Raw genomic sequence first — 25,617 nt, forward strand, 5'->3', positions numbered from 1 at the left:
TCAGCCCTTGCCGACTCCCTCTCGGGAGTCGGCCGGGGCCGCGTTCTTCAGCTCGCGCTCGAGCTTTTCGATGTCTTTTTTTACGCCGACTTTGTCGTGGAGTTCCAGGGCGCGTTTGAGCGAGCTGAGAGCGAAAGCGCGGTAGCGCCGCTGTACGTCGAGCGGGCTGGCGTCGATGACGCTTAGCTGTGCGTAGCCGACGGCCTTCTGCAGCTTGGCACGCACCTGATCTGGCATGTCCTGGTCGGCGGTCAGGTTCAGCACCGCGACTAGCGTGTCCACGTCGACAGCCTGGCCGGCCTCGGCCGCCTTGAGCCCCATGGTGGCGTACTCCTCGGCGATCAGGCACGCGGTGGTGCGCTGGTACTGGTCGGGCATCGCGAGCTGGTGGCGGATGGCGTAGATCGCCATCGGCAGGGCGCCGGCGAAATCGCCGATATCGATGAACCAGACCATGACGGTCATGAAGACCTCGTCCTGCGCGCCGGTGTCGGCTTCCAGCACGCCTTCGATCCAGGCCGCGTACTCGGGCAGCAGCACGCGCTTGAGTTCGGCCTTGCGTTCGATGGACTGAACCAGCTTGAGCTGGCGCTTGTGGTCCGCCAGCTGCGCCAGCATAAGCTCGTGGCCGGTGGCGTGGCGCAGCGGATTCCCGGCCTGCTCGATGGCTTCTGCGTTGGCCGCGGAGACGCGCAGGAAGTGATGGCGGGCCGGACTGCTCATTCCAGTACCTCGATGTTCTCGGCCATGGTGGCGCAGCCAAGGTCCTCCATGACGTAGGCGTCGTTGCTGGATTCGAAGTTCTCGATCCGGTCGCGGCGCGCGTTGTCGATGATGGTGCGGCGGCGAGCGCCAGACTGGTAGTAGATCGAGAGGTTCTCCAGCTTGGTCACCAGCAGGCCAGCTGCAGGGAAGTAGGGCACGCGTACAGCTGGCAGGTTGCCAATGCGCTTTTGCGCGATGACGAGGTCGGCGGCCAGGGTCTCCGAGGGTTCGCGGTTCTTGTTCACCACTGGGAAGTACTTGTCGGCCAGCAGCTTGCGGCCGCAGATAACCACCAGGTCGGGGTCTTCCTGGTACCAGGGCTCCAGCATCTCGTTGACCAGGTCGAACACCAGGGCGTCCAGATTGGCGTAGTCGCCCTTGGTGCCGACGACGATCTTGCCGGCGCTCTTGCCCTCCTTCATGACGCGCTGCGGTGCTTGCTCGCGCATGTGTTGCAGCCAGCCCTTGTTGACGTCCTGCAGCAGCGGATTGGCGGCGCGATCGGAGTCTGCTTCGCGGCGCACGCCGTTGAAGCCGATGATCATGCGGTCGAGTGCCTGCCGCTTGATGATGGCGTCGCGGATGCGCGTCTGGAAGTCGGGGAATTTGGCCCAGGCGTCCAGCTTCTGGTACGTGATGTGCGTGTCGGAGTCGGTCTTCTCGCAGCGGTACCGGCGGTCGTCGAGGGTGGTGAGGTCGCTGGTCTGGCGATCACGCTTGGACGTGTCTGTGGTGCTGGCGGCCGGGCCGGACACGCCCAGGCCGATCTTCTCGCCTTCGAGTTCCAGGACGGGGTAGACGTTGATCGAGTTGAGGAATTGGCTGGATTCCTGGATCTTGGCCTCAAGCGTCTGCTGCACGCTGGGCTCGACCGAGAACTTACGGTCGACGCGTTGCACGCCGTTGAGCTGGGCGATGGTGTCGGCAAACTGCTCGTACAGGACGCGGGTGTCGTTACGCATTGTGGTGGCTCCGGTTGGATGTGGTGGAATGCGCTGGCCGGAGGCCGGGTCAGCAGTCGGTCTTGATGGTGTCGCCGCTGCCGCCGGTGGCGGCCGGGCGGCGGGCGAAGGTTTCGGTCTTTTCCAGCGACCCCTTCAGTGCGGAGAAGGCTTCCTTGTCCTTGTCCTGGTCCGTCTTGAGCTGGGCAAGTTGCTGGTTGATGCCGTCGACGGCGGCGGAGAACTGCTCGCCGAGTGCCTGCAACTGCTGCGCGATGGTTTGCACCGCTTCCTGCATGTCGGCGTTGCTAGCGTCGGTGTCCTGCTGCCTAGCGAACAGCTTCTTGATGCTGGCCGCGACGCCGGGCTTGAGCGCAACAGGCGTCTGCTCGGGTTCGAATTCGAGAGCGATCTCCACGGCCTCGGAGAAGAGGTTGTCCGGGTCCTGCTTGCGCTCGGTCAGCGGGCTCTGCTTGGCTTTGGCGCTGAATTGCAGCATCTCGCAGCCCAGGCTGGCGGGGTTGTCGGTGACAGCCAGGCCGACCAGGTAGGCCTCGCCTGTGTCGGCGAAGTCGGGGCGGACCTCCATGGAGCAGTAGATTTTCTGGCGGGCCTTGTTGAGTGCCACCAGCTCGGCGGTTGGGTCGATCTGGGCGTACAGGCCGAGCTTGCCATTTTCTTCCTCGGTCTTCAGCGCGACAACGTCGCCATAGGCCTTGAACGGGCCGCTCGGGTCGTAGCCGCGGATGTGCTCCAGGTTGACGCGCGCGCCATAGGTCTTGGGCTCGTAGCTGGTAGCCATCTGCACCAGCATGTCGCGGTCAATGGTGCGGCCATCGCTGGTTGCGCCTTCGGTAGCGATGCGAAAAAACTTGGTCTTGGCGGCCATGGTGTCCTCGTGTTGGCGATGCGTCGTGGTGCTGCCATCTTGTGCGGCGTGGCACGCGCGGGCAATGTCGATGCGTTGTGGCTGGGGCCTACACAACATGAGCGACGTGGCACGCGTGCGCGCGGCAGGTAGCGTGGCGGCATGGATACGCAAGCCCTCTCAATAGTTCCTGCCGAAGCGGTGATGGACCCTCGCCGACGCGCTCGGGCGCTTTACTGGCAGGGCTATCGCATTGCGCGCATCGCCGAGATGCTGAGCATCACCGCGGCCACCGTCTACAGCTGGAAGCGGCGCGATGCTTGGGATTCGGCGGACCCTGTCGAGCGGGTCAGCACCTGCATTGAGGCGCGCATGGCGCAGTTGATCGCCAAGGAAACGAAGGAGGGGAAGGACTTCAAGGAGATTGACTTGCTGGGCCGGCAGATGGAGCGGCTTGCGCGCGTCCGGCGCTACGAGGTCAGTGGCAGCGAGGCGGATCTGAACCCGAAAGTAGCGAATCGGAACAAGGCGCCAAGGAAAGCGCCCGAGCGCAATGCGGTGAGCGAGGAACAGCAGGTTCAACTGGTCGAAGCCTTCATGGATTCGCTGTTCGGCTACCAGAAGGGTTGGTATGAGGCGGGTCTAACCGAGCGTATCCGCAACATCCTGAAGAGCCGGCAGATTGGCGCTACCTGGTACTTTGCGCGGGAGGCGTTCATCGACGCGCTGACCACCGGGCGCAACCAGGTCTTCCTCTCCGCCAGCAAGGCGCAGGCGCACGTCTTTAAGCAGTACATCATCCAGTTCGCGCGGGATGCCGCCGGCGTGGAGTTGCGGGGCGATCCCATTGTGCTGCCGAATGGCGCCACGTTGTATTTCCTTGGCACCAATGCGCGCACGGCACAGAGCTACCACGGCAACTTGTACCTGGACGAGTACTTCTGGATTCAGCGCTTCCAGGAACTGCGCAAGGTAGCGTCTGGGATGGCTATTCATGCCAGGTGGAGGCAAACCTATTTCTCCACGCCATCCAGCCTGGCGCACGAGGCCTATCCGTTCTGGTCCGGCGCGCTTTTCAATCGTGGACGGAAGAAGGAGACCCGGGTACAGGTCGATATCGACCACGCCAGGCTGCAGCATGGCAAGCGGTGCGGCGATGGGCAGTGGCGTCAGATCGTCACCGTCGAGGACGCGGTGCGCGGTGGCTGCAATCTGTTCGACCTGGACCAGCTCCGCCTCGAGTACAGCGATGCCGATTTCGAGAACCTGCTGATGTGCGGGTTCATCGATGACAACGCCTCCGTGTTCCCGCTGTCCGTGATGATGCGCTGCATGGTCGATAGCTGGGAGGTGTGGGAAGACTTCCGACACTGGTCGCCGCGGCCATTCGGCAACCGCGAGGTGTGGGTAGGCTATGACCCGAATGGCGGCGGTGGCGACAGCGCCGCGCTGGTGGTCGTGGCGCCCCCGCTGGTGGCCGGCGGCAAGTTCCGCGTGCTGGAGAAGCACCAGTTCCGCGGCATCGACTATGAAGAGCAGGCTGCCGCCATCCAGCGTGTTACCGAGCGCTACAACGTGAGCTACATCGGTATCGACCGCACTGGGATCGGCGATGCTGTGTTCAAGCTGGCGCAGAAGTTCTTTCCCGGGGCCGAGGGCTTCACGTATTCGGTCGACGTCAAGACTGGCTTGGTGCTCAAGGCGAACGATGTCATCAGCAAGGGCCGGTTGGAGTTCGACGCCGGCTGGACGGACTTCGCCGCATCCTTCATGTCCATCAAGAAAACTACCACCGCCGCTGGCGGGAGGGTCACGTACCAGGCCGGCCGCTCAGAGGAAACCAGCCACGCGGATCTCGCGTGGGCCTGCATGCATGCGCTTTCGCACGAGCCGCTCGAAGGCGTTACTACTACCAATTCAAGCATTATGGAGTTGTCATGAGTCGAAGGAAAGCACGCCGCCCGGCGCCTGTTGAATCGCACGCCACGCCGGCATCGTCGGTGGAGGCTTTCACGTTTGGCGATCCGGTTGCCGTGCTGGACCGGCGCGAGCTGCTCGACTATGTGGAGTGCTTGCGCTCGGGGAAGTGGTTCGAGCCACCGCTGTCCTGGGATGGGTTGGCGCGGTCGTTCCGCGCGGCTGTGCATCACAGTTCGCCGATCTATGTGAAGCGGAACATCCTGGTGTCTACCTTTGTGCCACACAAGCTGCTGTCGCGCTCGGCGTTTTCACGGTGGGTGCTGGACTTCCTGATCTTTGGCAATTCCTACCTGGAGCGCCGAGACAATGCGCTAGGTAAGCCCGTCAGCCTTGAGCCGGCCTTGGCCAAGTACGTGCGGCGTGGCGTGGACCTCAATCGCTACTGGTTCGTGCAGAACTGGCAGACGCCGCATGAGTTCAAGTCGGGGAGTGTCTTCCATCTGCTGGAGCCGGATATCAACCAGGAGGTGTATGGGTTGCCGGAATATCTGTCGGCACTCAATGCGACCTGGTTGAATGAGTCGGCCACGCTATTCCGCCGGCGGTATTACAAGAACGGTAGCCATGCCGGCTTCATCCTGTACATGACGGATGCCGCTCAGAAGCAGGAAGACGTGGATGCACTGCGCGAGGCGATGAAGAACAGCAAGGGGCCAGGGAATTTCCGGAATCTGTTTATGTACGCGCCGGGGGGCAAGAAGGAGGGAATTCAGCTGATCCCGGTGTCGGAGGTGGCGGCGAAGGATGAGTTCTGGAACATCAAGAACGTGACGCGGGATGACCAGCTATCAGCGCACCGCGTGCCGCCGCAGTTGATGGGGATTATTCCCAGCAACACGGGCGGCTTTGGGGATGTGGGGAAGGCGGCGGAGGTGTTTGCGCGGAATGAGATTGGGCCACTACAGGAGCGATTGAGGGAGTGCAACGAATGGCTCGGGGTGGAAATTGTAAAGTTCGGCCCATATTCATTGGCCGACTGATGAGCTTGCTTGAGCTAGGTTCTGGAATGTTCTCTGATTTTCTTGTGGTGGTTCGGCCAATCCAAGCGGCACCGCGCCGGCTTGGCTGAAAATTTGAAACTTAATCTTTAGGAGACCAAGGCGGTGAACTTTTCCTTGAGAAGAGGGAAGCTATGGGCCCCAACGGAGGAGTTTTTAGCATCTAATAGTAGGGCTTCGATATCTTGGTCTGTCAAGGCAATTATAAAGCCTCGTTGGTCCTTGGCAGTGTCATTGCATCCCTTTGCTAGTCTTTTCGCGTCCGCGATGGTGCGGCAGACGAGTAAGCCGACCTGGCCCCGACTTGGGGAGAATCGCCCCGATAATTGGTCTAGCTCTGGATTGCCAACCTCTTTCCCATAATTTTTGCATTCAACAAAGATGAAGGCAGAAGGATAATGCAGTAATAGCCAATGGAAAAACCCCGTTCTGGCTTCGTTGGTGTATGTTATATCAATCCGTTTTCGGCCTTCATGGATGTTATGCTGTTTTTTGGGGTTGCATAATACGGGATAAAATATGGCTGAAAGAATTTTTTCGATGAGATTTTCGTAAGCTGATGCATGATCGCGCCCAGTCGGGCAGTTCTTCAACTCCAGAATTAGGCTATCCCAATCGAGAGGGGCGGTCGCTTCGATCTCCGAAATCTCCCCGTGTTCTAGCGGTCAACAGCAAGTTTGTCAGCGCCATACTTGGCCCGCAGTGCTCTCTTTGTTACTCTTGGAGTGCCGTTCTTCAAAAAGTAAACAAGGCTTGATTGCTTTGCGATTTCCTCTTTTTGCATCTCCGGCAGGAGGTACTGCGAGTAATATTCCGCATACCGGTAACTTAGCTTATGCCGCACAAGAAGTTTTGGAACTAAGATTATTTTTCCTTCTGAGGTCGTGGGGAGTTCAACGAACGCATCCTCCCATACTTCTTCTTGCGGGTTCCAAATGGGGCCAGATGCTACGCCGGGTGTCAATGGAATTCCATAATAAGCACACATATCCTGTGTGTAGCTAATTAATGGGCCCCGAAGAATATTGCAAACCGCATCGGATATCATATCTTTACCTATTCCTTCGATGAGGAGGCAGGTATCTTCAAGATCCTTCAATAACCCAGAAACCGATGCTTGGCTTTTGGATAGTGCGCCCCAGACTGATTCCGCAGATTTTGCACCAAATGCATGTCCCCTCGATTTTCCTCGGGAGTAACCGAGGTGAAATTCGTTTCGTTCATTTAAACTACTAAGAAGTTTTTGGGCTTCTTGGTTTTTGCCGGCGCGAATTCGTTGTAAAACGGTCTCGAAATAACTTTGCACGAGTGAGGCGCATTCGTGACCCCATGGGGATTTAAGGGTGCGAAGCGCGCTTGGGTCAATAAATACTTCGATGTCTGTGTCTAATCGAATATCGACAAAATCTAAATATGGTTGTGTCTTGCCAAGGTCGAAATATTCAGAGACCCGCATTGTTATCGTGCTCCATTATTATGATCCGCGCAAAAGGGTGAGGCTAGGTGGCTATTTTCGCGATGCTGATTTTAAGACTTTTGCTAGCGGAAGCGACCATATCAGCTCATTGACATTAGGTCACCCCCCCAAGAGAAGGCTGTCACTTAGGTGAATTTCGGCGCGGTGGGAGCGAGCACCGTGTGCGTCAAAGGGCGTGTGCCTAAGGCGCCGCATCGTGGGCCGACTCGCTCTTTTCCTGCGATTCCGCGCGGTTGAGACCCCGCCTCGCCGGCCCGCTTTGTCGAGTGGTTTTTCTGCAGGTGCAAGTGCAACGTCCGGACTGGCCCGCGCGAAAGCAACTCGCTCTGACAACCTTCACGGAGCCTTGCGAATTTATGCGGATAAAGGCACATGACGGGGCTCCACCAAGAGCACACATGAGCAAGGTTGGCGCGGGCATCTCCGCACCGCGAAATTGAGATACGGGGGCCTCTCCGGAAAAAGGTAACTTCGCTAACTACCCCCAGAAATCGTATCTAAGTGCTTGATTTATAAAGGAGCGGATGGTTACCTCTGAAAGGTAATTCGGGGTAACCAAAAAGGTAACCTACTTCTAAGTGCTTGATTTTATTGATGATTGGACAGGAGGGAAGTTACTCTTGAAAAAGGTAACTGATTACCTCCAAGTTACCCCGATGTTACCTTCAGCCAGAAAGCTGAAATCCCTTGTCTGGTAAGGCTTTCCGAGACTTTTCGAGCATCCAGTTACCGAGGTTACCTTTTTCCGGACCCCCGCCAGACTTTAGATTTGCCCATGTCGGCCCGGTGTCCCTGCAGCTCTCCATCCATTTGCTTCCTCACGCCTCGATCGCGATCACGTGCGCGCACGAATCGAGAGGATCGTGCCAATCCCGACGCTCGATGACCTTATCCGAAGCGAGCGATCCCACTGCGCTCGGCCGCGCTGCCGGCGGCGTCTGCCGCGTTACACTGCCGAAAAATAAACGGGATATGGGATTGATCTTATGGGATCGAATGAATCCGGGGATTCTGGGGCGGCGAGTATCAAGCGCAATCCGCGATGGGAGCGCGACGAGCTCATTCTGGCTTTGCAGCTCTACCTTAGGCACAGGGCGTCGCCGCCTGGCAAAGAGAGTGCTGAGGTGGCAGAGCTGTCGGCGCTTCTCAATAAGGTAGGCCGAGTGCTGGGCTCGGCCAACGCCGAGACTTACCGCAACCCCAACGGCGYCTACATGAAGATGATGAACTTCCGACGGTTCGACGCCGACTACACGAAGGCAGGGAAGGTCGGGCTCACTCGGGGAAACAAGGACGAGGAGGTTGTCTGGTCGGAATATGCAACGGACCTGGCCAGGCTTGAATCTGTGTGCAAGGCCATAAGGGCCGCGGTCCAGGACAAGGCCCTACGCGTCGATCTCGCCGGTCCCGAGGAGCCGGACATCCAGGATGCCGCGGAAGGCCGAGTGCTGACGCGCGTGCATAGATTGCGCGAGCGCAGCCGCAAGCTTGTCGAGGCGGCGAAGGCGGCCGCGCGCAAGAAGCACGGCCGCCTATTCTGCGAGGCCTGTGGCTTCGATTTCGCAGCGAAGTACGGACCTGCAGGCGAAGGGCTCATTGACGTTCACCACACGAAGCCGGTTCATACTCTGGTTGAAGGGGAAAAGACAAGGCTTGAGGATCTCGCGCTGCTCTGCGCAAACTGTCACCGCGTGGTGCATTCCTCTCGATTGTGGAAAACCGTTGAGGAGGTTTCGGCCCTGGCTCGGAAAGGCGCAGCGTAGAGGCGAGGTCGGAACACTGCGATACTGGAGAGAGTGTGACGCGGGAGTGGGGTTCGAGTCAGAAAAGACCTCAATCGCCAGTTTCCTGTGGTTCCCCAAGTGCAGCGTAAGGTACTGAATTCTCTGCACTTTTGCTTCCCCTCCCTCGCACCACCCACCCCTTTCCGCAGTACACAAATCCACACCAAAGTAGACCGCAAACCTAAGCCCCACAAGGGTTTCTAGGATTTTGCACGTCCTCGCTTTCGTGTCGGGAAAGCCGCACAAAAACCCGCGAAAATACGCCTCATTACGCTTGAATTACGCCAGCACTACGTCCGGGTCTGCCGGCGCGCGGCCTGCTCGGTACAATGGCCATGTGCCAAGCGCACCACAATATCGGGATGAGCGCGTTTGCTCTGGCTCCGGGGCCCTAAGGAATTTGGGCAGTGGCAAGTCGGTTCGAGTACGGTGAAACGCGCTTTGTCGCTACAGGCATGATCGGTGAGCGTGTCTATGTGCTGGTGTACACAATGCGAGGCGAGACGATGCGCGTCATCAGCCTGCGCAAAGCCAACCGCCGCCAGGTGTTGAACTATGTCGACGAAACGTAGTGTCCATATCCCTAGCGAAGCCGAGGACAGGGCGCTGACACTCGCGGCGGAATCCGACCCCGACAACCCGCCGCTTACCGATGAGGAACTGGCGCGCATGCGACCCGCGCGGGAAGTGCTGCCCAAGCTGATCGGTGAGAAGGCAGCGCAGCCCTTGCTCAAGCCGCGCGGCCGGCCGGCGCTGCCGGCAGACCAGCGCAAGGTATCGCTCAACATGCGAGCCGACCGCGATGTGATCGACGCATTCAAGGCAACCGGAGATGGCTGGCAGACGCGTATCAACGAAGTACTGCGCGCCTACGCGAAGTCCCACCGCATGCTGCCCCGCGGCTGACCTGCTGCTTTCCTCCGTGCCACTTGCCTCTTTCCTGTGGTCGTCCCCGTAGCGGCGCCTAGAGCGCCGCTATTCGTTTCTCCTCTCCAAGCCACCACTCCGACATCGATGCCGCCGATGCACTTCCAGGTGGCGATCACGTTGCCGACCTGCGAGGCTGCCTGTTTGAATCCCTTGGCGCCGCCACGGAGGCCACAGCAGAAGCCGAATGTCTTGTACTCGCGGCGGATCGTGCGAGCACCTCGCTGTAGGAGAAAGCCTCGCTGCGGGAGGACGTAGTTCCTACATTCTGCCGATCGATCGATGCGTATGCTGGAAAAAGCCGAAGGGTGTTTAGGAGAGCCTCATGAAGACCATTCTTGTGTTGATTGCCGCATCAGTTGCGCTGCTTGGCGGGTGCGTTGTCGCACCCGATCGAGACGAGCACCGCGGGGGGTACTACGGCGGAGATGGGCGAGCAGATCATGGTGATCGCTATTGGGGGGATCATCGGGACTACAGTGGTGACAGAGATCGATGGCAGGGCGCCCCGAGGTACTAGCGTGCTCCGCACCCTCTAGCATTCCTCCATCCAAAGGCCGGATACCCGTGCTGCCCCGATAGGCAGACCTGCCAAGGATTGACGCTCGCAGCCACCTTGGGGTGGGTTATTTTTGGGTCTTGGGCTGCTGGAGCGTGGAGCCGGCCGACGACTGATACAGAGACGGTTGGGAATATGATGTTTCGCTATCGCTCGTCGCGGTGTCTCCTTTAGAGCGAGAGCGGGCACCTGCGGCGCTGTAGCGCTTTCCAAGATCGGCGTTCACTCCACCCGCGGAGTAGCCCTGCGTCTGGCCAGAACCGTAGCTGCCCATGGTGGCAGTCTGGCCGTAGCCAGACGTGCCGCCGGCTTGGCCATAACTGGCCGCACCAAGACGCGGCCCGGCCTGGGCTGTCCCAGCCAACAGCACAAGAATCAAGCAGGGTATCTGTTTCATTTGTAGGCTCCACTTCGTAGATGTAAGGCTGATTACCTGATAGGAGGTCATTGTGCTGTCCAGCCAATGACTGGCTTTCCCTACCGAAGTTGGGAACGACAAATACAACGGGCCAGGGGGCGCGTCGGCCAGCAGCTTCTTGAGCGCGGCCTTGCGTTGCATGGGGGGAGAATTCGGGCAGCTGCGGCGCCGATGCGCGCGAGGGCACGATATGGCGGAGCGCCTACGAGCCGCAGGTGGCCACGGAATCTAGACTAGTCGCCGGTCAGCCAATCGAAGAACTTGTACACACCATAGGCTGCCGCTGCGCCCAGTGCAACAGGTGCCGCGGCTGCTGCAACTGCCGAGCCACCGGCGAGGGACGCGATTCCAGCCACGACCCCGGATCCCGACGGCAAGGTACTTAACGGGCGGAGTGGTGGCCGCTAAACCCCTCATTCGGAGGGGTTTGACTGGACATGCAATCAGAATGCCGAAGGCCGGTCCGGCGGCTATAGCTTTGCGAGCGCATTCACTCCTGACGCGCGCGGCGCGGGCGCGGCATCCATCAGCGCGCCACAGGCCCGCGATGGCGGGCGGACTGCCGCTGCCGGCCACAGCAGCCAATCAGCTCGACATCCACGATGGGCATTTTCACTGTGAAGCGCAGTGGCCAGGGCGACAGCCGCCGACTGAGGCAGCCCACTCCTCCGGGGAGATTTAGGATCGTCCAAATGCCTGCCGGTATTGCGCCGGCGTAAGCGCTGTCAGGTCCTTGAACATCCGGCGCATCCCGGAGTCGCTGCTAAAGCCGAGTTCCGCGCTGATCGTATTGGCCGGCGCAGAGGTATGAATCAGGCGCTCGCTTACTTGATTGAGCTTTATCCGGCGCACATAGCTTGCGACCGGCAAGCCGGTCGCGGCAACAACTTTCCGGGCCAGGGTTCGCTCTGTCATGTTCAGTTCCTGGGCCAGGCGGGCAACTGTCGCCTCAGTAGCAGAAATCTGTTCCGCAATCATGTGCAGCTTGCGCAGTAACCGATCCGGCTGCTCGATCAGACTCCTCATCTGAAAGGCATGATGAGTGCGCTCGGGACGCGGCAAGACCATAAGCTTCGTCAGATCCCGGTAGGCTTCCCTGCTGATCCGCTTTTCTATGAAAGACTGTGCGATCGGCAGATAACCGTTGACCCCTGACGCGGTCGCAGTACGCAAGTTGTAAACACTGGTTCGTTCGGTTTGCCAAACGGCCTTGGGAAACTGCTCTCGCATCATGTCGGCCAGCCACCATGTGACCGTCGCCTTTTGCCCGTTCAGCCTGCCCGTGGCGGCAGCCAGGCAGACGCCGGTGCAGTAGCTCCACATCATCACGCTTCTTTGCAGGCCGGCCAAAGCCGTGATCATGCCCGCATTCTTCGCCAGGGCGCCGGCTATCTGCCAGGCTGATTCAGCCCAGAACCCGGGTATCAGTATTGCATTGAGGCAGGCGTCTTGAGCCGCGGACGCGGCTTTCAGCGAATGGCCGTGAGCGCATTCGACAAGGCCCGCCTGGGCCGCTACAAACACCGGCTCGAAGAGAACCATCCCGGCCCGGCGGTTCGCCGCATGAACAAGATCCGCGAACGCGAACAGCCCTGCCGGCAAGCATTCCGGGTACAGCAGCAAACCGATGCGGAAGGGAGCCGGCGGAGGCATGGCAGAAAATAATCGTTTTATGTCAGTTCTGGCCATTTTAGGAGAGCGACGCGCAGCACACAATGAATTCCTCCCATCAGGAAGGATAGATCATGAAAATAACGCAACTCCGCAATGCCACGGCCGTCGTCGAGATTGGCGCTTATACGATCCTGGTTGATCCGATGCTGGCACCAAGAGGCGCATTGCCGCCACTGAGGTTTCTCGGCCAGCGAGAGCGCAATCCCGTCGTTGATTTGCCGCCGGTGACCGATTCGTTGCTGGAATCGGTGACGCATTGCCTGATTACGCATTGCCAGAAAGGGCATTTCGACCATCTCGACCGCATGGGAAAGCACTGGCTACGCAGCAGGCAAATTCCCGTTATCTGCACGCCGCACGATGCGGAGCATCTTCGTCAACGCGGCTTAAACGTACATCCGCTGGCGGAGAATCATCAAGAACCGCAACCATTCCTCGGCGGGAAAATCAGGACAATGGCTTGCCGGCATGGGAAAGGCATGGTTGGACTGTTGATGGAGCACGGCGTCGGCTACTTAATCGAGATGCCGGGGGAGCCTAGCCTGTATCTCTCCGGCGATACCATTTTTACACCCGCAATTCGCGAATTTATCGCGCGCCTTCAACCCCAGGTTTCCCTGATCCCGGCCGGAGGAGCCAAGTTCGACGTCGGGGACGAAATCATCATGGGCACGGGTGACGTGATTGAATTCACCCAGGCCCTGAAAGGCATAGTAGTTGCCAATCATCTGGAAGCGCTGAGTCATTGCCCCGTACAACGGGCGGAACTAAGGGTCGCGGCAGCCCGTGCAGGCGTGGGCGACAGGTTGCGGATTCCCGCGGATGGGGAGGCCTTGGAATTCGCGGCTTGAAGGTTTGGCCTTGGGGTCGAGAGCAGCAGTTCGTCGGTTATCAGCTCCCGGAGCCGGACTGTCCGCTGGTGAAAGTTCCGGGGACGGCCAGCGACGTTGAGTGGTACCGCGCCGCGCTGGCCGAGTTGCTGTTGCGCGCCGGCTATGAGGTCAGGCTGAAGGCGGCGGCGGTGGCGGCGTGTCAGTGAGCGCACGCAGCGGAGCAAGGGACGCGGCTGGCGGACCCGGAGAACAATGCTAGGGCCTGCAGGGGAAGGCTTTCCTCAACTCTCGTAGCAATGTGGGGGTCACGTAGTCGACGTCGGGGGGGCTGTTCAAGATAAGCTGTTTGGCGGTGTCATTGGTCAGCGCCAAGTTGCCCGGCATGCAGAATAGCGGCGTGCCATTGATCACCCGCGCGGTAGAGGCACTCCAGGTTACGCCTTCCGTCAAGCCTTGCAGAAAGGCGTCGGTGTGCGAGTTCATGGCGGGATTTGCGGCCATTGCACGGAAGAATTTGACAGTCATGTCGGCGTGCGCGGGGGCAGCAACGGTCGCGGTGAGCGTCGCAGCAAGCAATATTCGAAGGCTAATTGACATAGGTTTCGTTTTATTTTTCAGTGGGTATGAAATCAGGCTGAGGGCGGCGATGGCGGCGATGGCGGCGATGGCGGCGATGGCCGCGTGCCTGTAGCCGGGCAGTTTCTCAGTTTCCGCCGCGTTGGGAAATGAGGTCTATGCCCTTGGTCATGGCGTCGATGATGGCTACGGCCGATTCCGCGCCCATCGCCACGACGATATGGCCGCCGCCAGACGGAATGATCCTGATGCTCAGTAGCCTGTCTCCAGCCTGGAACTCTTCGATGGCCCGCGTGACGGCAGATTCAAAGCCGATTGAGACGCTGGGGTCATCGATGCGACCAGCAGACCAGGCGAAACTGTTGTTCAGGCTCACGCCGATCAGAAGCCGCTCTCTGGCCGGCAGGTGTTTAATTTCGGTGAACGCTTCGAACACATTCATCAGTCTTGTTCCTCATGATTTCCGGTGTGCGGGTGCCGGTCAGCGCGCGGGATAGGGCTTCCCGAGATCCCAGCGCGACTGCCAGTGCGCGATGTACTGGCGCGAAACCTCCGGCATGTCTCGAATGACGACCACATTTTCGGAGTTGGCCGTCTCGGCGGACGGCGCGAAATTGAAAGAGCCCGTTTCTACCGTATTGCCGTCGACGATGATCGTCTTGTCGTGATGGATGTGGAAATGGTCGTTGGTCCGCAGTTCCACACCATTGCGGGTCACGAAGTCCATGGCCGCATTGCTGACTTTGCCCAGGTTGCGCTTCTTGTCGATCACCACGCGCACATCCACGCCGCGATTCCTGGCATCGACCAGCGCCTGCATGATGTCGGGGGCCTGGAACGCGTAGGCGAGCATCTGGATGCTGCGCTTCGCGCTACCGATCGTCTCCAGCACCAGCATCCGCGCCGAGCCTTCCGGAGAGAAGCCGACCTGAATGCTGGGTTCGGCATGGGAAAGGGATGGACTGCCGAGCAGGGCCGCCAGCGCGATGCATCGAATTGTCTTCCACGGGCCGGAGAACGATCGCTTCTCGCCGACCGGCTCCGACCGGGCATTGGTCGTGTCGAACTTGCCCACGATGATCGGCGCGGCATAGTCCGGCCAGGTCTCTGCGGGATCGTCGAGTGCAGGCGGCTCGACGCAATACACGTCACGCAGCAGCTGGCGCTGCACCGGGGCGTAGTTGTTGTACATGGGTGGTTCTCGTGGGCTTGGGCTTGCAGTATCTCACTCGGCGCCGTCGACTGGCTCGGCCCGGCAGGCTGACGCCAGCGGCTTCGGGCCGGAGTTCATTCAATAGTGTCAGCGTTCGGTGTCCGGTTGTGGCATTCTTCGCACAAAGAAAAGGGGTCACATGAACAAGCTTCTATTGCTCTGCGTCGCGGCGGCGGCCGCTTGGTTCTACTTCAAGCAATCACCCAAGGTTGAGCAAGCTGCCCAAGCTGCTTTGCCCATGATTGAAAAAACAGCACCTCCTGCGGCTTCGCCAGTCTTTCAATGCCAGGGGAAGCAGCACTGCAGCCAGATGACTTCATGCGAGGAGGCTCGTTTCTACCTGCGCAACTGCCCGAGCGTGAAGATTGACGGCGACCACGATGGCATCCCATGCGAGACGCCGCCGCTGCAGTGTTCGTAGATGGCGCGGGCCCGGCGCGCGACGCAGCTACACCCGCTTGAAGGCGGGCGTAGCTGCGTGTCGGTGAGTTCGCGGATTGCGGCGGACGGTCAGCGTGAACCCGCTCCCGTCCTGAGTTGCTCTTCTATCTTGGTAAGATTGAACGAGCCGGGTGACTGACTTGGCGGGTATTCTTTCATCGATTGCAGGAACTGAGCAGCCATTGCCTGAATCGGTACGATGACATACACCCTGTCCAGGAGCCAGTCGTTATAGGTGTTGGAGTTATGCTGGGATTTCTCGAATGGATCTCGACGCAGGTTGAAAACCAGCGGGACGCGCAGCTCCGTAAAAGGCTCTCGCCACACACCGAACGCTTCCCCCCGATTCTCCAGGAACACTACCTTCCAATCCTGATACCGGGCGGCGACGACCTGGCCGTCATCATTGACATACCAAAACTCCTTGCGGGGCGATTCCTTTGCCTTGCCCGACAGGTAGTCGTTCAGGTCGTAACCATCGCAATGTGCCCGGTATTTCCTGCCGGCAAACGTAGCTCCCTTCAGAAGGCGCTCCTTTACGTCTGGCATGCCGGCGGCCGCCAACAGCGTTGGCATCCAGTCCTCATGTGCGACGATGCCGGTGAGTATCGTGTCGGCTTGCCAATGACCCGGCCATCGGACGAAAGCAGGGACGCGGTAGGCACCTTCCCAATTGGAGTTTTTCTCGCTGCGGAACGGCGTGGTGCCCGCGTCGGGCCAGGTGTTGTAGTGAGGCCCGTTGTCGGTCGAATACATGACGATGGTGTCGTTGGTCAACCCCAGGCTGTCCAGCTCCTTAAGCAAGTCCCCGACCATGCGGTCATGCTCGACCATTCCGTCGCTGTATTCGTCCTGTCCCGAGATGCCGCGATTCTGGGCCTTCACATGGGTCCTGAAATGCATCCGAGTCGCATTCCACCAGATGAAGAACGGCTTGTCGGCTTTCGCCTGCCGGCCCATGAACTCCTTGGCGGCGGCGAGCGTCTCTTCATCAATTGTCTCCATCCGCTTCTTTGTGAGTGGCCCGGTGTCCTCGACCGTCTGCCCGCCCTTTCCATCCGCCTTGGACCGGATCACGCCGCGCGGGCCAAACTTCTTGGCAAATCCCGGATCCTTCGGGTAATCGAGGTTTTCGGGCTCCTCCGATGCGTTCAAGTGATACAGGCTTCCAAAATACTCGTCAAAGCCTTGCATGGTGGGCAGGTGCTCGTCACGGTCTCCAAAGTGATTCTTGCCAAACTGGCCGGTAGCGTACCCCTGCGCTTTTAGCAGTGCGGCAATTGTGGGATCGGATTTCTGCCAGCCTTCCTTGGCCCCCGGCAGCCCGACCTTTGTCATCCCGGTGCGCACCGGGACCGCGCCCCCGATAAAGGCCGCGCGCCCGGCGGTGCAACTCTGCTGTCCGTAGTAATCGGTGAACCCCACGCCTTCCTTGGCCAAGCGGTCAATGTTTGGCGTCGTGTAGCCCATCATGCCGTGGCTGTTCCGACTGATGTTCCAGGTGCCGATATCGTCGCCCCAAATAATGAGAATGTTGGGCTTCTTCCCGGTGGCCTGGGCCTGGGCCTGGGCCGGAGGACCGGCGATCAGCAGTGACAGGCAGAAAATCGGCAAGAGGAGCGCTGCGCCCCAAGTTGAACGCGAGCGTTGGAGTGCCTGGAGCATGCTGTACCTCACATGTATACGCGCAAGACGATGTGGATGCACCGAGATCAGGCTAGCAGAGAGGCGGCAGAAGCTGAATTAACTGTTATGTGCGGCGGTCTTACTTATTTCGCCTGCGCCCTCTGGCGAACGGAAGTGAACGGAGTCTCCTCCACTCGGCGGAGGCCCGGCAAAGTATTTGGGCGTTTCCTACCTGTAGGGGTTCGGCGGACGCGTTGGCTGGTTCCCGTATATGCCTTGTCAAGGGCGAGCGGGTTTCGAAGTTTCCGAAATCTTCCTGAGCACGGGATCGGCGTTGGCCGTGACGGCCCGGCTATGTGAAGCGCTCCCGTGCTGCCTGCTTGCGCTGGAGCAACGGCGCGTACTCGTGCAATTCCCGTGGCGCGATGTCGAAGGCGCGGCGGAATGCGCGCGTAAAGCTCGACGCATCATTGAAACCCAACCCCAGGGCAATATCCTGGACCTCCATATGCGGAAAGCGCACAAGCTCATCGGCCGCCATTCGCAGCCTGCGGCTGCGGATATAGGCGGCCAGGCCGCCTTCATGCTCAAAGAGACGGTAGACGCTGGCGCGCGAGAGATGCAGCGATGCCAACACGCTGTCAGGCGACAAATCCGGATCGTGCAGATTGGCCTCGACATGTCGCCGCACCTGTCCATAGACGGCAGCGCGTACCGCTGCGCGCCGATTGCCGGAAAGCCCTGCCTGACGGCTGAAAGCGGTGGCGAGTAGCTCTACCGTGGTGAGAAAGCGCTGACGCGCTTCCTGCCGGTCGAGACCGCTGATTTGTCGGTTTAATGCAACGAGATGCTCAATGATCAGGCGTGTCAAGGGGGTGGTGGCTTGAATCGAGCGACCATGCAGCGAGGCGGCATCGGGAAACGAGCTTTCCACCAGATCGCGTGGCACAAAAAGGAGCAGTATCCGGCCATCAAAATTCCGGATTGTGCACGGCTGGTCCATGTCCAGCGCGAGGATACTTGGCGCGTGCGGTATCTGTGGCGCGTCGAGCCGTGGCTTGCCGTTCAGGAACTGCCCCGGCGGCCCTTCAAGGAACACGCTGAAGCTTATGTCATGAATGCTCTCGGTCGATACCCGGCCCAACGATCGCACGGCCAGGTTCGGCCCGGTGCGGAAGTCGAAGAGGCTCAGATTGTCGATCGTGTAGCGAGACAGCGATGCGTCGAACCTATCCTCGGCTTGCTTTGACGAAGGCCGTATGTCGTAGACAGGGCTCATGCGCTCCTGCCAGGCCCGGAAGCTTTGACGGGCGTCGCCCTGCACGCTGAAATTGCTGTGCACGATGCCGGGCGCAAGCGTCGGCGGCTCTGGCGGCAATAACAAGCGGCCGTGTAGCGGGTCGTCGTTCAATGCAGCGCTCCTGGCTGATTTTCGTCCAGATAGGGTCCGCCCCGTGTGGCTGAACTTTATGTTGAGCCACCAGCCCGCGCGGAGCGAGCTATGGCAGGTTGCCAAGCATATCAGTACTTGTTTTGCCGGAGCACACAGCGAGCGGCTCGCCGGAAAAGCGATGGCTTTCAGTACTCGGAAAACCACACACGATCCTGAGCGCGGACCGCCTGCCGGCGGCCGCTTTCGAGGAGGGATAGCGTCTCTCCCGGGTCGACATCGCGGCCAGCGCGTGGTGCCCGGGCAATCCCGACAAAGTTGTCCCCGGCAAACCGCTGTCCTAAACTAAGTGCGCAGTTCTCCCCGTTCAAACATGCTGGGCAATACCAAGGAGACACCATGACAATCCGGGTCGGACGATGGCTCAGCCGCAACGGCGGCGGGCTCGAAATCCTCTCCATCGGGCCGGGTGCCCACTTTACCGGGCGCTACCAGACCAAGGTCGGGAAGCCCGATCCCAGCGCCTGGTTCGAGACGCACGGCATGACCGACGGCGCGCTGATCGGATTCACGGTGCTCTGGAAGAACCAAGCTGAGCAGCATGCCTCGCTGACCACCTTTGCCGGTCGCTACCTAGCCGCGGGCGAGCAGGATGGCCTGGGCGATCCATCGCGCGAGCGCATCGAGGCCCAATGGGTACTGGCCCGTCGCTACGAGGACGATGATCCCGCCAAGCCGCACGCCATGTGGGAGACCTTTATCTCCAACTCCGCCATCTGGTACTGGACGCCCTGAGCGGTCAACCCAGCGCGAGCCCGGCATGGAACAGTAACTGGCGGAACACCGCCAGTCGCGCCTCGCCCGTCTGCGCCAGCCTCTGGCAGACGTGGRTGTGCGCGGTCCTGTCGCTGTGACCTAGCAAGGCGTCCTTGCACTCGCGCTCCGAGATCTCCAGGTGCACGCCGGTCAGGATCGCGCTGCCCTTGCCCACGCGTGAGCTCACGATCGCGGGCGGGTCGCCTTCGATGCCGGTATAAACGGCCAGGACCTGGGTCTCCGGCCCCGGCGCATCGCCGAAATCGAAGCGGCAGCCGCCGTGGTAGTGCGTGTAGAGCGACACCGGCGCAGCGGTCAGCCGTTCCGTCGTCCGGATCTCCACCGCGGCGGTGCTGCGCGGCGTGCCGTCATAGGCGACGCCTCCCGTGAGTTCGGGCAAGGAGCCCACCGCAACCGCGTCCACGAAGCTCAGCTCCCGCGTGCCGCAGATCTCGCCCGCGCTGCCGGCGTGAAAGGCGAGTTCCCTGCAGGCGTAGTACGCACCCGCGCAGATGCCCAGGTAGACCCCGCCTTGTTCGACAAAGCGCCGGATGCGCGCGTTGGGGGCGCCGTTCAGCGCTGCGCAATAGGGCAGGTCGGCGCCACCCGGCATGACGAACAGCACTGCGTCATCGAACAGCGATGCGTCATGCCGGATGTCATCGGCCATGACCGTGCGGATCTCGTACATACCGGAACGAAGCTGCTGCCCGATGGTGCGCATCAGGCGCGCGGTGCCGTCGGAGGTGCCGGCATCGATATAGGTCAGGATCTGGGGCTTTGACATGATGGTTCGTCGTGATTCGTCGTGGTTTAGCGCAGTCTGTCTTCACGGCTCGTGATCTTGCGCGCGCAGTTGTGGTCTAATCTCGTGCTTACATTGCGTTTGTCTACAATCGTAGTTTCATAATTGCGCAGTTTCGAGCTTTCGACATGACCACACAATCCAATCGTCCCGCCAGCCGCCAGCTGAGGACACTGCCCGAGCAGATCGCCGACAGCATCTTCACTGCCATCGCGAATGGCGAATACGCCCCGGGCGAGCGTATCCGTGAAGAAGCGCTGGCCGAGCAGTTCGCGGTCAGCCGCGGACCGGTGCGCGAGGCCTTGCGCATCCTTGAGAAGGATTCGGTGGTGAACATCCTGCCCAACAAGGGCGCCCACGTCACCCAGCTATCGATCAAGGAGGTTGCAGACATCTTCGAGATTCGCGGCAAGCTTTCCGGCACCATGGTAAGCCGGCTAAGCCCGGAAGAGGCGGCGCAGATTGCGGCGACCATCGATGCCGACGTGCGCGCGCTGGAAACGCTGGCGCAGGAGGCGGATAGCACCGTCGCCTTCATCGAAACCTCGTTCCGCCTCGGGCGCGTCATGCGCGAGGCTTGCACCAATGAGCGCCTGGCCGAGATCCTGGGTTCGCTGGCGCGGCAGACGCTGCGTTACACCCAGCTTGGCCTGTCCACGCCGGCACGGCGCAAGGAATCGGCCCGCAACTGGCGCACGCTGCAAAAGGGCCTCAAGTCGGGCAACCTCGATGCCGCGGCGGAAGCGGCCGAGAAGCTGATCGGCGATTCGATGCGCGAGGCGATCAGGCAGCTCGAAGCGCAGCGGGATGCCGCGCCGCGCACCGTCTGAATCGGCTAAGCCGTTCCCAGCACCATCACCATATACGCGGACATCACCAGGCCGCCCGCCTGCACCAGGCAGTTGCGGGCGCCAGGCACCTGGCGCTCCCCGCAATCCCCGCGTAGCTGACGGACCGACTCGATCATCAGCGGCATGCCGAACATGCCGCCGTGATTGAAGGACAGGCCGCCGCCCGAGGTATTCAGCGGAAATGCCCCGCCCGGCGCAATGCGCCCGCCTCGCACGAAGGCGCCGCTCTCGCCGCGCCCGCAGAATCCCAGCTCCTCCAGGCCGATCAGCACGTTGCTGGTGAACGCGTCGTAGATCTGCACGATGTCGATCTCGCTACGGCTCAGGCTGGCGCGCTCCAGCGCCAGCCGGCCCATCTCCGCGAGCACGCCATTGTCGATCCAGTCGTCCATGCCAAACGGCGTGGCGTGCTGGATATATTGCTCCGCGAACCCTTGCACCAGCACCGGCGGACGGCGCAAGTCGCGCGCGCGCCCGGTCCGCACCAGCACCATGGCGCCGGCGCTGTCGGTGACCTGGCAGATATCGAGCTTGCGCAGCGGGTCGGCGACCATGGGCGAGGCCAGGTAGTCGGCCATGGTCAGCGGCTCGCGCGCGACCGCATTCGGATTGCGCTGTGCCCAGCGCCTCGCCGCGATCGCGACTTCCCCAAGGTCTTCGGCAAGCGTGCCGTAGCGATGCATGTGCAGGCGTGCCTGCATCGCGTAGAAGCCGATCGGGCTCAGCATGCCGTACGGCTGCACGAACTGGCCGTTCGGCATGCGGGCATCCTGCGCATGGCCGCCGCGCGCGCGGCTGYGGTCCAGGCGCTGCGTGCTGCCATAGGTGATCAGCGCCACATTGCACAGTCCCGCCTCCATCGCCGCCATTGCATGGGCGATATGCGTCAGGTTGGATTGCCCGCCGACCACGGTGCTGTCGACATAGCGCGGTTGCAGCCCCATGTGCTCGGTCACCAGCAAGCCGGCGGCGCGGTCGTCCCAGTGCGCGAAGACGGCGTCGATGTCGGAGGGCTTCAGCCCCGCGTCCAGGATCGCGAGCCGCGCCGCGTCGCATTGCAGCGACAACGCGGTGTCGCCCGGCAGGGCCTTGCCCATGCCGGCCTCGCCGACGCCCGCGATGGCATAGCGGCCACTCAGTGCTTTCGGGTCCATGTCCATCCTTTCAAACCGGCTTTGATGCAGCCGTAAGCTGCGCTCGCACATCCTTCTTCAGCACCTTGCCGACCGGGCTGCGTGGCAGCGTGGGCCAGAACTCGACCTGCTTGGGCGTCTTCAGGCTGCCGAAGCGCTTGCGGCACAGCTCGACGATCTCGTCGGCGGTGGCATTGCAACCGGGCTTGAGCTCGATCACGGCGGTCAGGCGTTCGCCCCAGTCGGCGTCGGGTATGCCGACCACGGCGCAGTCCTGCACCGCCGGGTGGCCCCAGATCACCTGCTCGATCTCGCTCGGGTAGATGTTGAAGCCGCCGGAGATGACCATGTCCTTCTTGCGATCGACCACATACAGGTAGCCGTTCTCGTCAAACACGCCGATGTCGCCGGTGTGGTGCCAGCCAAAGGCGCGCGCCTCGGCGGTGGCTTCGGGGTTGTTGTAGTAGCCGGGCGAGACGAGGTCGCCGCGGGCCACGATCTCGCCGCGTTCGCCCGTGCCCACGATATTGCCCTCGTCGTCCATCAGCGCCACCTCGCAGGCGCCCGAGGGGCGGCCGGCGGAGCCGAGGTGCTTGTCGAGTTCGGGGTCGTCGTGCACGAAATGATCCTTGCGCGACAGGCAGGTGATGACACCGGGCACTTCCGACTGGCCGTAGCTCTGCATGAACACCTGGCCCCAGAGGGCGATGCCTTCGCGCAGCTTGTCGACCGACATCGGCGCGGCACCATACAGCACGTACTCGAGCGAGGAGCAGTCGCGTGTGCGCGCATCGGGGTGGGCGAGCAGGCGATAGATCATGGTCGGCGGCAGGAAGATATGCGTCACGCGTTCGCGCTCGATCGCTTCGAGGATCACGCCCGGATCGGCCGACGCAGCGATCACGTTGCGCGCGCCGATGCGTGCCAGTGCCACCATCGTGGCGCCCGCGGCATGCGTGAGCGGCGCCACCACCAGGTGCACGGGGTCCTTGCGCGGTGGCGTGAACTGGTTGCTGATCCGGTAGGCCGTCTCGAGCGAGCGGTGGCTCTGCATGATCGCCTTCGGACGGCCCGTGGTGCCGCCGGACGACTTGATGATGGCGATGTCGTCCGCTTCGCGCCGCACCGTCACGCGCGTCCCGGCGAAGTCCTTCACCCATTGCGCGATGCAGTGGCCGTTCGGCTCCAGCGGCTCCGTCAGCCCGATGACGCGCCTGAGCGTCGGGATCTCCTGCTTCAGGCGTTCCAGGTGCGGCGCGTACTGCGGATGGCAGATCAGCACGGTGATCTCGCAGAAACTGGCGAACCAGATGATGTCCTCGATGGGATCGCGCGCGTTGAGCGGCACGAAGACCGCACCGCTGCGCATCACGCCCAGCATCGCCGGCAGCACCATCGGATGATTGGGCGACAGCATGCCGACGTGCGTGCCCGGTTGCACGTCGCGCACCAGCGCGGCGGCAACCGCGTGCGATGCGCCGGCCGCGTCCTGGTAGCTCAGGCGCACGTCGCCTCCCTGGACGAAGATGCGGTCGGGATATGCCGTGGCGCCGGCGTCGAAGGAATCGATGATCATGGTTTGTCTCTGGTATCGGGAACGGGCCGGGCATTGGCGCTGCCCGTGAGCCGGAACATCGGCAGTGCGACGTCGTCGCTGATGCGTTCGAAGCACACCTCGACCGGCGCGCCGACGGCAAGGCAATCGGGGTCGGCGTCGACAATGCCTGCCAGCATGCGCACGCCCTCGTCGAGCTCGATCATGCCGATCGCATACGGCACGTCCGACGCGAAGGCGGGATGCGCGGCGACGTGGCACACGGTGTAGGTATAGATCCGCCCGTGGCCGCTCGCCTGCACCCATTCGAGCTGGTCGGACAGGCATTGCGTGCAGAAGCGGCGCGGGTAGAACTGGTGGCGCGTACAGGCCGGGCAATACTGTATTTCGAGCCGGCCTTCGTGCGCCGCCTGCCAGTAGTGCGCGGTCTCGGCGGTGGGAATCGGCTGCGGCCTTGCGAGGGAAACGTTCATGTGGCGCTCCTCAGTTCGCGCTCAGCGAGAACTCGCTGCCGCGGACCTGCACCTTCGCCTTGCTCTGGCGCTGTGCCAGGCCGGCCACGAGATCGACGACCGGGTGGTGGACGCTGAAGCTGTCGCCCGTGCCCGTCGGCGCCAGGCCGTTTACCTTCTCGTCGCCGTACATATAGCGCAGCAGCAGTTCGTCGTCGCCCATGTTCTTGTAGCGCTGGCGCAAGCCCGGCAGCACCGGTTCGATCACGGGGGGCGTCAGGCTCACATCCTTCGAGCCGTTGGCGATGACCTTGTCCTTCACGTTCGCGTCGACCGGCAGCGGCAGGGCGCCGAAATACCCGCAGACGTACTTCTTCACTTCATCCGGGACGGCCTTGTAGCGCTCGCCGTTGATGACATTCATCACCGCCTGCGCCCCGATGATCGCGGGATAGGGCGTGACCATGATCGGCGAGCCGAGCTCCACCCGCACCCGCCCGATCTCTTCCAGCACCGCCGGCAGCTTGTCGGAAATGCCGGCGAGCTTGAGCTGAGATTCCAGGTTGCTCATCGCGCCGCCCGCGTACTGGGTGATGTAGTGGCTGGGCTCGTATTCGGCAGGCACGCCGACCGGATGGCCTTCCCGCTCGGCCAGCGCGCCAAGATACGCGCCCACTTCGTCGAGCAAGTCGTCATTGACCACCACGTCGAAGCCGATCTCGCGCAGGTTGCGCGCAATCATCTGGCTGGCCGGCAGCGAATTGCCATTGGCCATCGGGTCCACCGCCGTCAGGATGCTGTCGGCGCCGTGCACCGCGGCCTCGAGTGCGAGCAGCGGCCCGAGTCCGGTCAGGCAGTGGGTGTTGAATTCCAGTCGTGCTCGATCACCGATGGCCTGCTTCATTGCCGGCACCAGGGTGCGTACGCGGTCGATCGTCAGGATGCCGGCCGCATCGGCCAGCGTGACGGTCTGCACGCCAAAGCGCTCGACGGCCTCGCGCGCCTTGCGCGCATACAAGGCGTCGTCATAGCCGGGCGCGATGTTGTAGCCGAGCAAGAGCGTCACGTTGGCGCCGAGCCGGCGCGCCGTGGCGATGCTGGGGGCGAGGTTGTCCGAGCACATCAGCGCATCGAAGATGCCGATGTCGCGGACGCCGTTGGCGATCTGCCGCTCGACGAAGAGCTCGGTGATGTCGTCGGCCACCGGAAAGAAGCCGCGCATCAGGTTGCTGCGGATGGCGGCGCGCAGCGGCGTGCGCGTGAAGCGCTCGCGCAGCAGGCGGATGCGTTCGAACGGGTCCTGGTTCAGGAACAGCACGCTGGCATCGAACTGCACCAGCGCGATCGCCTGCAGCGACAGGAAGCCGGCCTGGTCCATGCGTTCCGCTATCGGCAGCATGTGCTCGGTGCGCATGCGGGTGGCCCACAGGCATTGCTGGCCGTCGCGCAGCGTGTCGTCGGTCAGGTGGATGGTGCGGCGCTTGCCGGTGCGCGCGGTTTCCGCGGCGACCAGTTTCTTGAGGTCTTCGAGCATG

The 25,617-nt window shown here is 61.6% G+C and carries 26 protein-coding genes; 10 read left to right on the top strand and 16 right to left on the bottom strand.

Features of this window, described 5'->3' with window-relative positions; translation table 11 throughout:
* Genes AC1DK4_RS20855 through AC1DK4_RS20865 form a run of 3 tightly spaced genes read right to left on the bottom strand, consistent with a single transcriptional unit; the run spans position 1 to position 2,595 of the window.
* Entirely contained in the window at positions 1-723 is a 723-nt protein-coding gene (locus AC1DK4_RS20855; protein WP_477117113.1) for a phage terminase small subunit, read from the bottom strand.
* Entirely contained in the window at positions 720-1,727 is a 1,008-nt protein-coding gene (locus tag AC1DK4_RS20860) for a phage major capsid protein, P2 family (RefSeq protein ID WP_477131752.1), read from the bottom strand. Before AC1DK4_RS20860 ends, AC1DK4_RS20855 begins: the two co-directional genes overlap by 4 nt.
* A gap of 49 nt (positions 1,728-1,776) precedes the next feature.
* Positions 1,777-2,595: a GPO family capsid scaffolding protein gene (locus AC1DK4_RS20865; RefSeq protein ID WP_477131753.1), complete on the bottom strand. Its 819-nt coding sequence runs from the start codon at positions 2,593-2,595 to the stop codon at positions 1,777-1,779.
* A 141-nt stretch (positions 2,596-2,736) separates the two neighbouring features.
* Here AC1DK4_RS20865 and AC1DK4_RS20870 point away from each other — a divergent pair, with 141 nt between their 5' ends.
* Positions 2,737-4,515: a terminase ATPase subunit family protein gene (locus AC1DK4_RS20870; protein WP_477117111.1), complete on the top strand. Its 1,779-nt coding sequence runs from the start codon at positions 2,737-2,739 to the stop codon at positions 4,513-4,515.
* Positions 4,512-5,534 (top strand): phage portal protein, encoded by a 1,023-nt coding sequence (locus AC1DK4_RS20875; RefSeq protein ID WP_477117110.1) that lies wholly within the window; start codon positions 4,512-4,514, stop codon positions 5,532-5,534. The genes AC1DK4_RS20870 and AC1DK4_RS20875 overlap by 4 nt, the downstream gene beginning before the upstream one ends.
* Before the next feature lie 107 nt (positions 5,535-5,641).
* On the opposite strand, the gene AC1DK4_RS20880 is transcribed toward AC1DK4_RS20875, so the two are convergent.
* Positions 5,642-6,145 (bottom strand): hypothetical protein, encoded by a 504-nt coding sequence (locus AC1DK4_RS20880; RefSeq protein WP_477131754.1) that lies wholly within the window; start codon positions 6,143-6,145, stop codon positions 5,642-5,644.
* 65 nt (positions 6,146-6,210) lie between these two features.
* Complete coding sequence (locus tag AC1DK4_RS20885) at positions 6,211-7,008, bottom strand: hypothetical protein (protein WP_477131755.1); 798 nt, start codon at positions 7,006-7,008, stop codon at positions 6,211-6,213.
* A gap of 1,007 nt (positions 7,009-8,015) precedes the next feature.
* On the opposite strand from AC1DK4_RS20885, the gene AC1DK4_RS20890 reads away from it, so the two are divergent.
* From AC1DK4_RS20890 to AC1DK4_RS20900, 3 genes are all read left to right on the top strand, one after another.
* Positions 8,016-8,792, top strand: a complete 777-nt coding sequence (locus tag AC1DK4_RS20890; RefSeq protein WP_477131756.1) for an HNH endonuclease — start codon at positions 8,016-8,018, stop codon at positions 8,790-8,792.
* 428 nt (positions 8,793-9,220) lie between these two features.
* A complete protein-coding gene (locus AC1DK4_RS20895) occupies positions 9,221-9,385 on the top strand; it encodes a BrnT family toxin (protein WP_441615958.1) in 165 nt (54 codons plus the stop codon).
* A complete protein-coding gene (locus tag AC1DK4_RS20900) occupies positions 9,369-9,719 on the top strand; it encodes a BrnA antitoxin family protein (RefSeq protein ID WP_441615956.1) in 351 nt (116 codons plus the stop codon). The genes AC1DK4_RS20895 and AC1DK4_RS20900 overlap by 17 nt, the downstream gene beginning before the upstream one ends.
* 647 nt (positions 9,720-10,366) lie before the next feature.
* Here the strand turns inward: AC1DK4_RS20900 and AC1DK4_RS20905 are convergent.
* Both AC1DK4_RS20905 and AC1DK4_RS20910 read right to left on the bottom strand, forming a co-directional pair.
* Positions 10,367-10,858, bottom strand: a complete 492-nt coding sequence (locus AC1DK4_RS20905; RefSeq protein ID WP_441615955.1) for a hypothetical protein — start codon at positions 10,856-10,858, stop codon at positions 10,367-10,369.
* A 537-nt stretch (positions 10,859-11,395) separates the two neighbouring features.
* Positions 11,396-12,406 carry a GlxA family transcriptional regulator gene (locus AC1DK4_RS20910; protein WP_441615953.1) on the bottom strand — a complete coding sequence of 337 codons (1,011 nt, stop codon included), beginning with the start codon at positions 12,404-12,406 and terminating at the stop codon, positions 11,396-11,398.
* Between the two features lie 56 nt (positions 12,407-12,462).
* On the opposite strand from AC1DK4_RS20910, the gene AC1DK4_RS20915 reads away from it, so the two are divergent.
* Both AC1DK4_RS20915 and AC1DK4_RS20920 read left to right on the top strand, forming a co-directional pair.
* The gene (locus tag AC1DK4_RS20915; protein ID WP_441615951.1) at positions 12,463-13,242 is read left to right on the top strand and encodes an MBL fold metallo-hydrolase; all 780 of its coding nucleotides are present in this window, start codon (positions 12,463-12,465) and stop codon (positions 13,240-13,242) included.
* Positions 13,243-13,570: 328 nt separating this feature from the next.
* Entirely contained in the window at positions 13,571-13,915 is a 345-nt protein-coding gene (locus AC1DK4_RS20920; protein WP_441649681.1) for a hypothetical protein, read from the top strand.
* A 12-nt stretch (positions 13,916-13,927) separates the two neighbouring features.
* Here AC1DK4_RS20920 and AC1DK4_RS20925 read toward each other — a convergent pair whose 3' ends face one another.
* Together AC1DK4_RS20925 and AC1DK4_RS20930 are read right to left on the bottom strand one after the other, a co-directional pair.
* Positions 13,928-14,242, bottom strand: coding sequence for a hypothetical protein (locus AC1DK4_RS20925; protein WP_477131757.1), 315 nt, complete (start codon positions 14,240-14,242; stop codon positions 13,928-13,930).
* Positions 14,243-14,281: 39 nt separating this feature from the next.
* Positions 14,282-14,992 carry a phospholipase D family nuclease gene (locus AC1DK4_RS20930; protein ID WP_441615945.1) on the bottom strand — a complete coding sequence of 237 codons (711 nt, stop codon included), beginning with the start codon at positions 14,990-14,992 and terminating at the stop codon, positions 14,282-14,284.
* Positions 14,993-15,152: 160 nt separating this feature from the next.
* Here AC1DK4_RS20930 and AC1DK4_RS20935 point away from each other — a divergent pair, with 160 nt between their 5' ends.
* The gene (locus tag AC1DK4_RS20935) at positions 15,153-15,434 is read left to right on the top strand and encodes an excalibur calcium-binding domain-containing protein (protein ID WP_441615943.1); all 282 of its coding nucleotides are present in this window, start codon (positions 15,153-15,155) and stop codon (positions 15,432-15,434) included.
* An 89-nt stretch (positions 15,435-15,523) separates the two neighbouring features.
* Here the strand turns inward: AC1DK4_RS20935 and AC1DK4_RS20940 are convergent, their stop codons facing one another.
* Positions 15,524-17,119, bottom strand: a complete 1,596-nt coding sequence (locus tag AC1DK4_RS20940) for an arylsulfatase (RefSeq protein ID WP_441649680.1) — start codon at positions 17,117-17,119, stop codon at positions 15,524-15,526.
* Between the two features lie 313 nt (positions 17,120-17,432).
* A complete protein-coding gene (locus AC1DK4_RS20945; RefSeq protein ID WP_441615939.1) occupies positions 17,433-18,491 on the bottom strand; it encodes a helix-turn-helix domain-containing protein in 1,059 nt (352 codons plus the stop codon).
* Between the two features lie 378 nt (positions 18,492-18,869).
* Between AC1DK4_RS20945 and AC1DK4_RS20950 the strand changes: the two genes are divergently transcribed.
* The gene (locus AC1DK4_RS20950; protein WP_441615938.1) at positions 18,870-19,265 is read left to right on the top strand and encodes an avidin/streptavidin family protein; all 396 of its coding nucleotides are present in this window, start codon (positions 18,870-18,872) and stop codon (positions 19,263-19,265) included.
* A 4-nt stretch (positions 19,266-19,269) separates the two neighbouring features.
* Here the strand turns inward: AC1DK4_RS20950 and AC1DK4_RS20955 are convergent, their stop codons facing one another.
* The gene (locus AC1DK4_RS20955; RefSeq protein ID WP_477131758.1) at positions 19,270-20,073 is read right to left on the bottom strand and encodes a BPL-N domain-containing protein; all 804 of its coding nucleotides are present in this window, start codon (positions 20,071-20,073) and stop codon (positions 19,270-19,272) included.
* 146 nt (positions 20,074-20,219) lie between these two features.
* Here AC1DK4_RS20955 and AC1DK4_RS20960 point away from each other — a divergent pair, with 146 nt between their 5' ends.
* Positions 20,220-20,921 (top strand): GntR family transcriptional regulator, encoded by a 702-nt coding sequence (locus AC1DK4_RS20960; protein WP_441615934.1) that lies wholly within the window; start codon positions 20,220-20,222, stop codon positions 20,919-20,921.
* Positions 20,922-20,926: 5 nt separating this feature from the next.
* On the opposite strand, the gene AC1DK4_RS20965 is transcribed toward AC1DK4_RS20960, so the two are convergent.
* The 4 genes from AC1DK4_RS20965 to AC1DK4_RS20980 are packed head-to-tail and all read right to left on the bottom strand — an operon-like array spanning position 20,927 to position 25,616.
* Complete coding sequence (locus AC1DK4_RS20965) at positions 20,927-22,096, bottom strand: thiolase C-terminal domain-containing protein (RefSeq protein WP_477131759.1); 1,170 nt, start codon at positions 22,094-22,096, stop codon at positions 20,927-20,929.
* Positions 22,097-22,106: 10 nt separating this feature from the next.
* Complete coding sequence (locus AC1DK4_RS20970; protein WP_441615930.1) at positions 22,107-23,651, bottom strand: AMP-binding protein; 1,545 nt, start codon at positions 23,649-23,651, stop codon at positions 22,107-22,109.
* A complete protein-coding gene (locus AC1DK4_RS20975) occupies positions 23,648-24,103 on the bottom strand; it encodes a Zn-ribbon domain-containing OB-fold protein (protein WP_441615928.1) in 456 nt (151 codons plus the stop codon). The genes AC1DK4_RS20970 and AC1DK4_RS20975 overlap by 4 nt, the downstream gene beginning before the upstream one ends.
* A gap of 10 nt (positions 24,104-24,113) precedes the next feature.
* Positions 24,114-25,616 (bottom strand): carboxylase, encoded by a 1,503-nt coding sequence (locus AC1DK4_RS20980; RefSeq protein WP_441615926.1) that lies wholly within the window; start codon positions 25,614-25,616, stop codon positions 24,114-24,116.
* Between the last annotated feature and the right edge of the window lies 1 nt (position 25,617).

The sequence above is a fragment of the Cupriavidus sp. 05N38 genome, from assembly GCF_056397345.1.

Bases quoted from the DNA above. Each gene is read 5' to 3' on its own strand.
- AC1DK4_RS20855 (WP_477117113.1), bottom strand. From the start codon at position 723: ATGAGCAGTCCGGCCCGCCATCACTTCCTGCGCGTCTCCGCGGCCAAC.
- AC1DK4_RS20860 (WP_477131752.1), bottom strand. From the start codon at position 1,727: ATGCGTAACGACACCCGCGTCCTGTACGAGCAGTTTGCCGACACCATC.
- AC1DK4_RS20865 (WP_477131753.1), bottom strand. From the start codon at position 2,595: ATGGCCGCCAAGACCAAGTTTTTTCGCATCGCTACCGAAGGCGCAACC.
- AC1DK4_RS20870 (WP_477117111.1), top strand. From the start codon at position 2,737: ATGGATACGCAAGCCCTCTCAATAGTTCCTGCCGAAGCGGTGATGGAC.
- AC1DK4_RS20875 (WP_477117110.1), top strand. From the start codon at position 4,512: ATGAGTCGAAGGAAAGCACGCCGCCCGGCGCCTGTTGAATCGCACGCC.
- AC1DK4_RS20885 (WP_477131755.1), bottom strand. From the start codon at position 7,008: ATGCGGGTCTCTGAATATTTCGACCTTGGCAAGACACAACCATATTTA.
- AC1DK4_RS20900 (WP_441615956.1), top strand. From the start codon at position 9,369: ATGTCGACGAAACGTAGTGTCCATATCCCTAGCGAAGCCGAGGACAGG.
- AC1DK4_RS20905 (WP_441615955.1), bottom strand. From the start codon at position 10,858: ATGCAACGCAAGGCCGCGCTCAAGAAGCTGCTGGCCGACGCGCCCCCT.
- AC1DK4_RS20910 (WP_441615953.1), bottom strand. From the start codon at position 12,406: ATGGCCAGAACTGACATAAAACGATTATTTTCTGCCATGCCTCCGCCG.
- AC1DK4_RS20915 (WP_441615951.1), top strand. From the start codon at position 12,463: ATGAAAATAACGCAACTCCGCAATGCCACGGCCGTCGTCGAGATTGGC.
- AC1DK4_RS20925 (WP_477131757.1), bottom strand. From the start codon at position 14,242: ATGAATGTGTTCGAAGCGTTCACCGAAATTAAACACCTGCCGGCCAGA.
- AC1DK4_RS20930 (WP_441615945.1), bottom strand. From the start codon at position 14,992: ATGTACAACAACTACGCCCCGGTGCAGCGCCAGCTGCTGCGTGACGTG.
- AC1DK4_RS20935 (WP_441615943.1), top strand. From the start codon at position 15,153: ATGAACAAGCTTCTATTGCTCTGCGTCGCGGCGGCGGCCGCTTGGTTC.
- AC1DK4_RS20940 (WP_441649680.1), bottom strand. From the start codon at position 17,119: ATGCTCCAGGCACTCCAACGCTCGCGTTCAACTTGGGGCGCAGCGCTC.
- AC1DK4_RS20950 (WP_441615938.1), top strand. From the start codon at position 18,870: ATGACAATCCGGGTCGGACGATGGCTCAGCCGCAACGGCGGCGGGCTC.
- AC1DK4_RS20960 (WP_441615934.1), top strand. From the start codon at position 20,220: ATGACCACACAATCCAATCGTCCCGCCAGCCGCCAGCTGAGGACACTG.
- AC1DK4_RS20970 (WP_441615930.1), bottom strand. From the start codon at position 23,651: ATGATCATCGATTCCTTCGACGCCGGCGCCACGGCATATCCCGACCGC.
- AC1DK4_RS20975 (WP_441615928.1), bottom strand. From the start codon at position 24,103: ATGAACGTTTCCCTCGCAAGGCCGCAGCCGATTCCCACCGCCGAGACC.
- AC1DK4_RS20980 (WP_441615926.1), bottom strand. From the start codon at position 25,616: ATGCTCGAAGACCTCAAGAAACTGGTCGCCGCGGAAACCGCGCGCACC.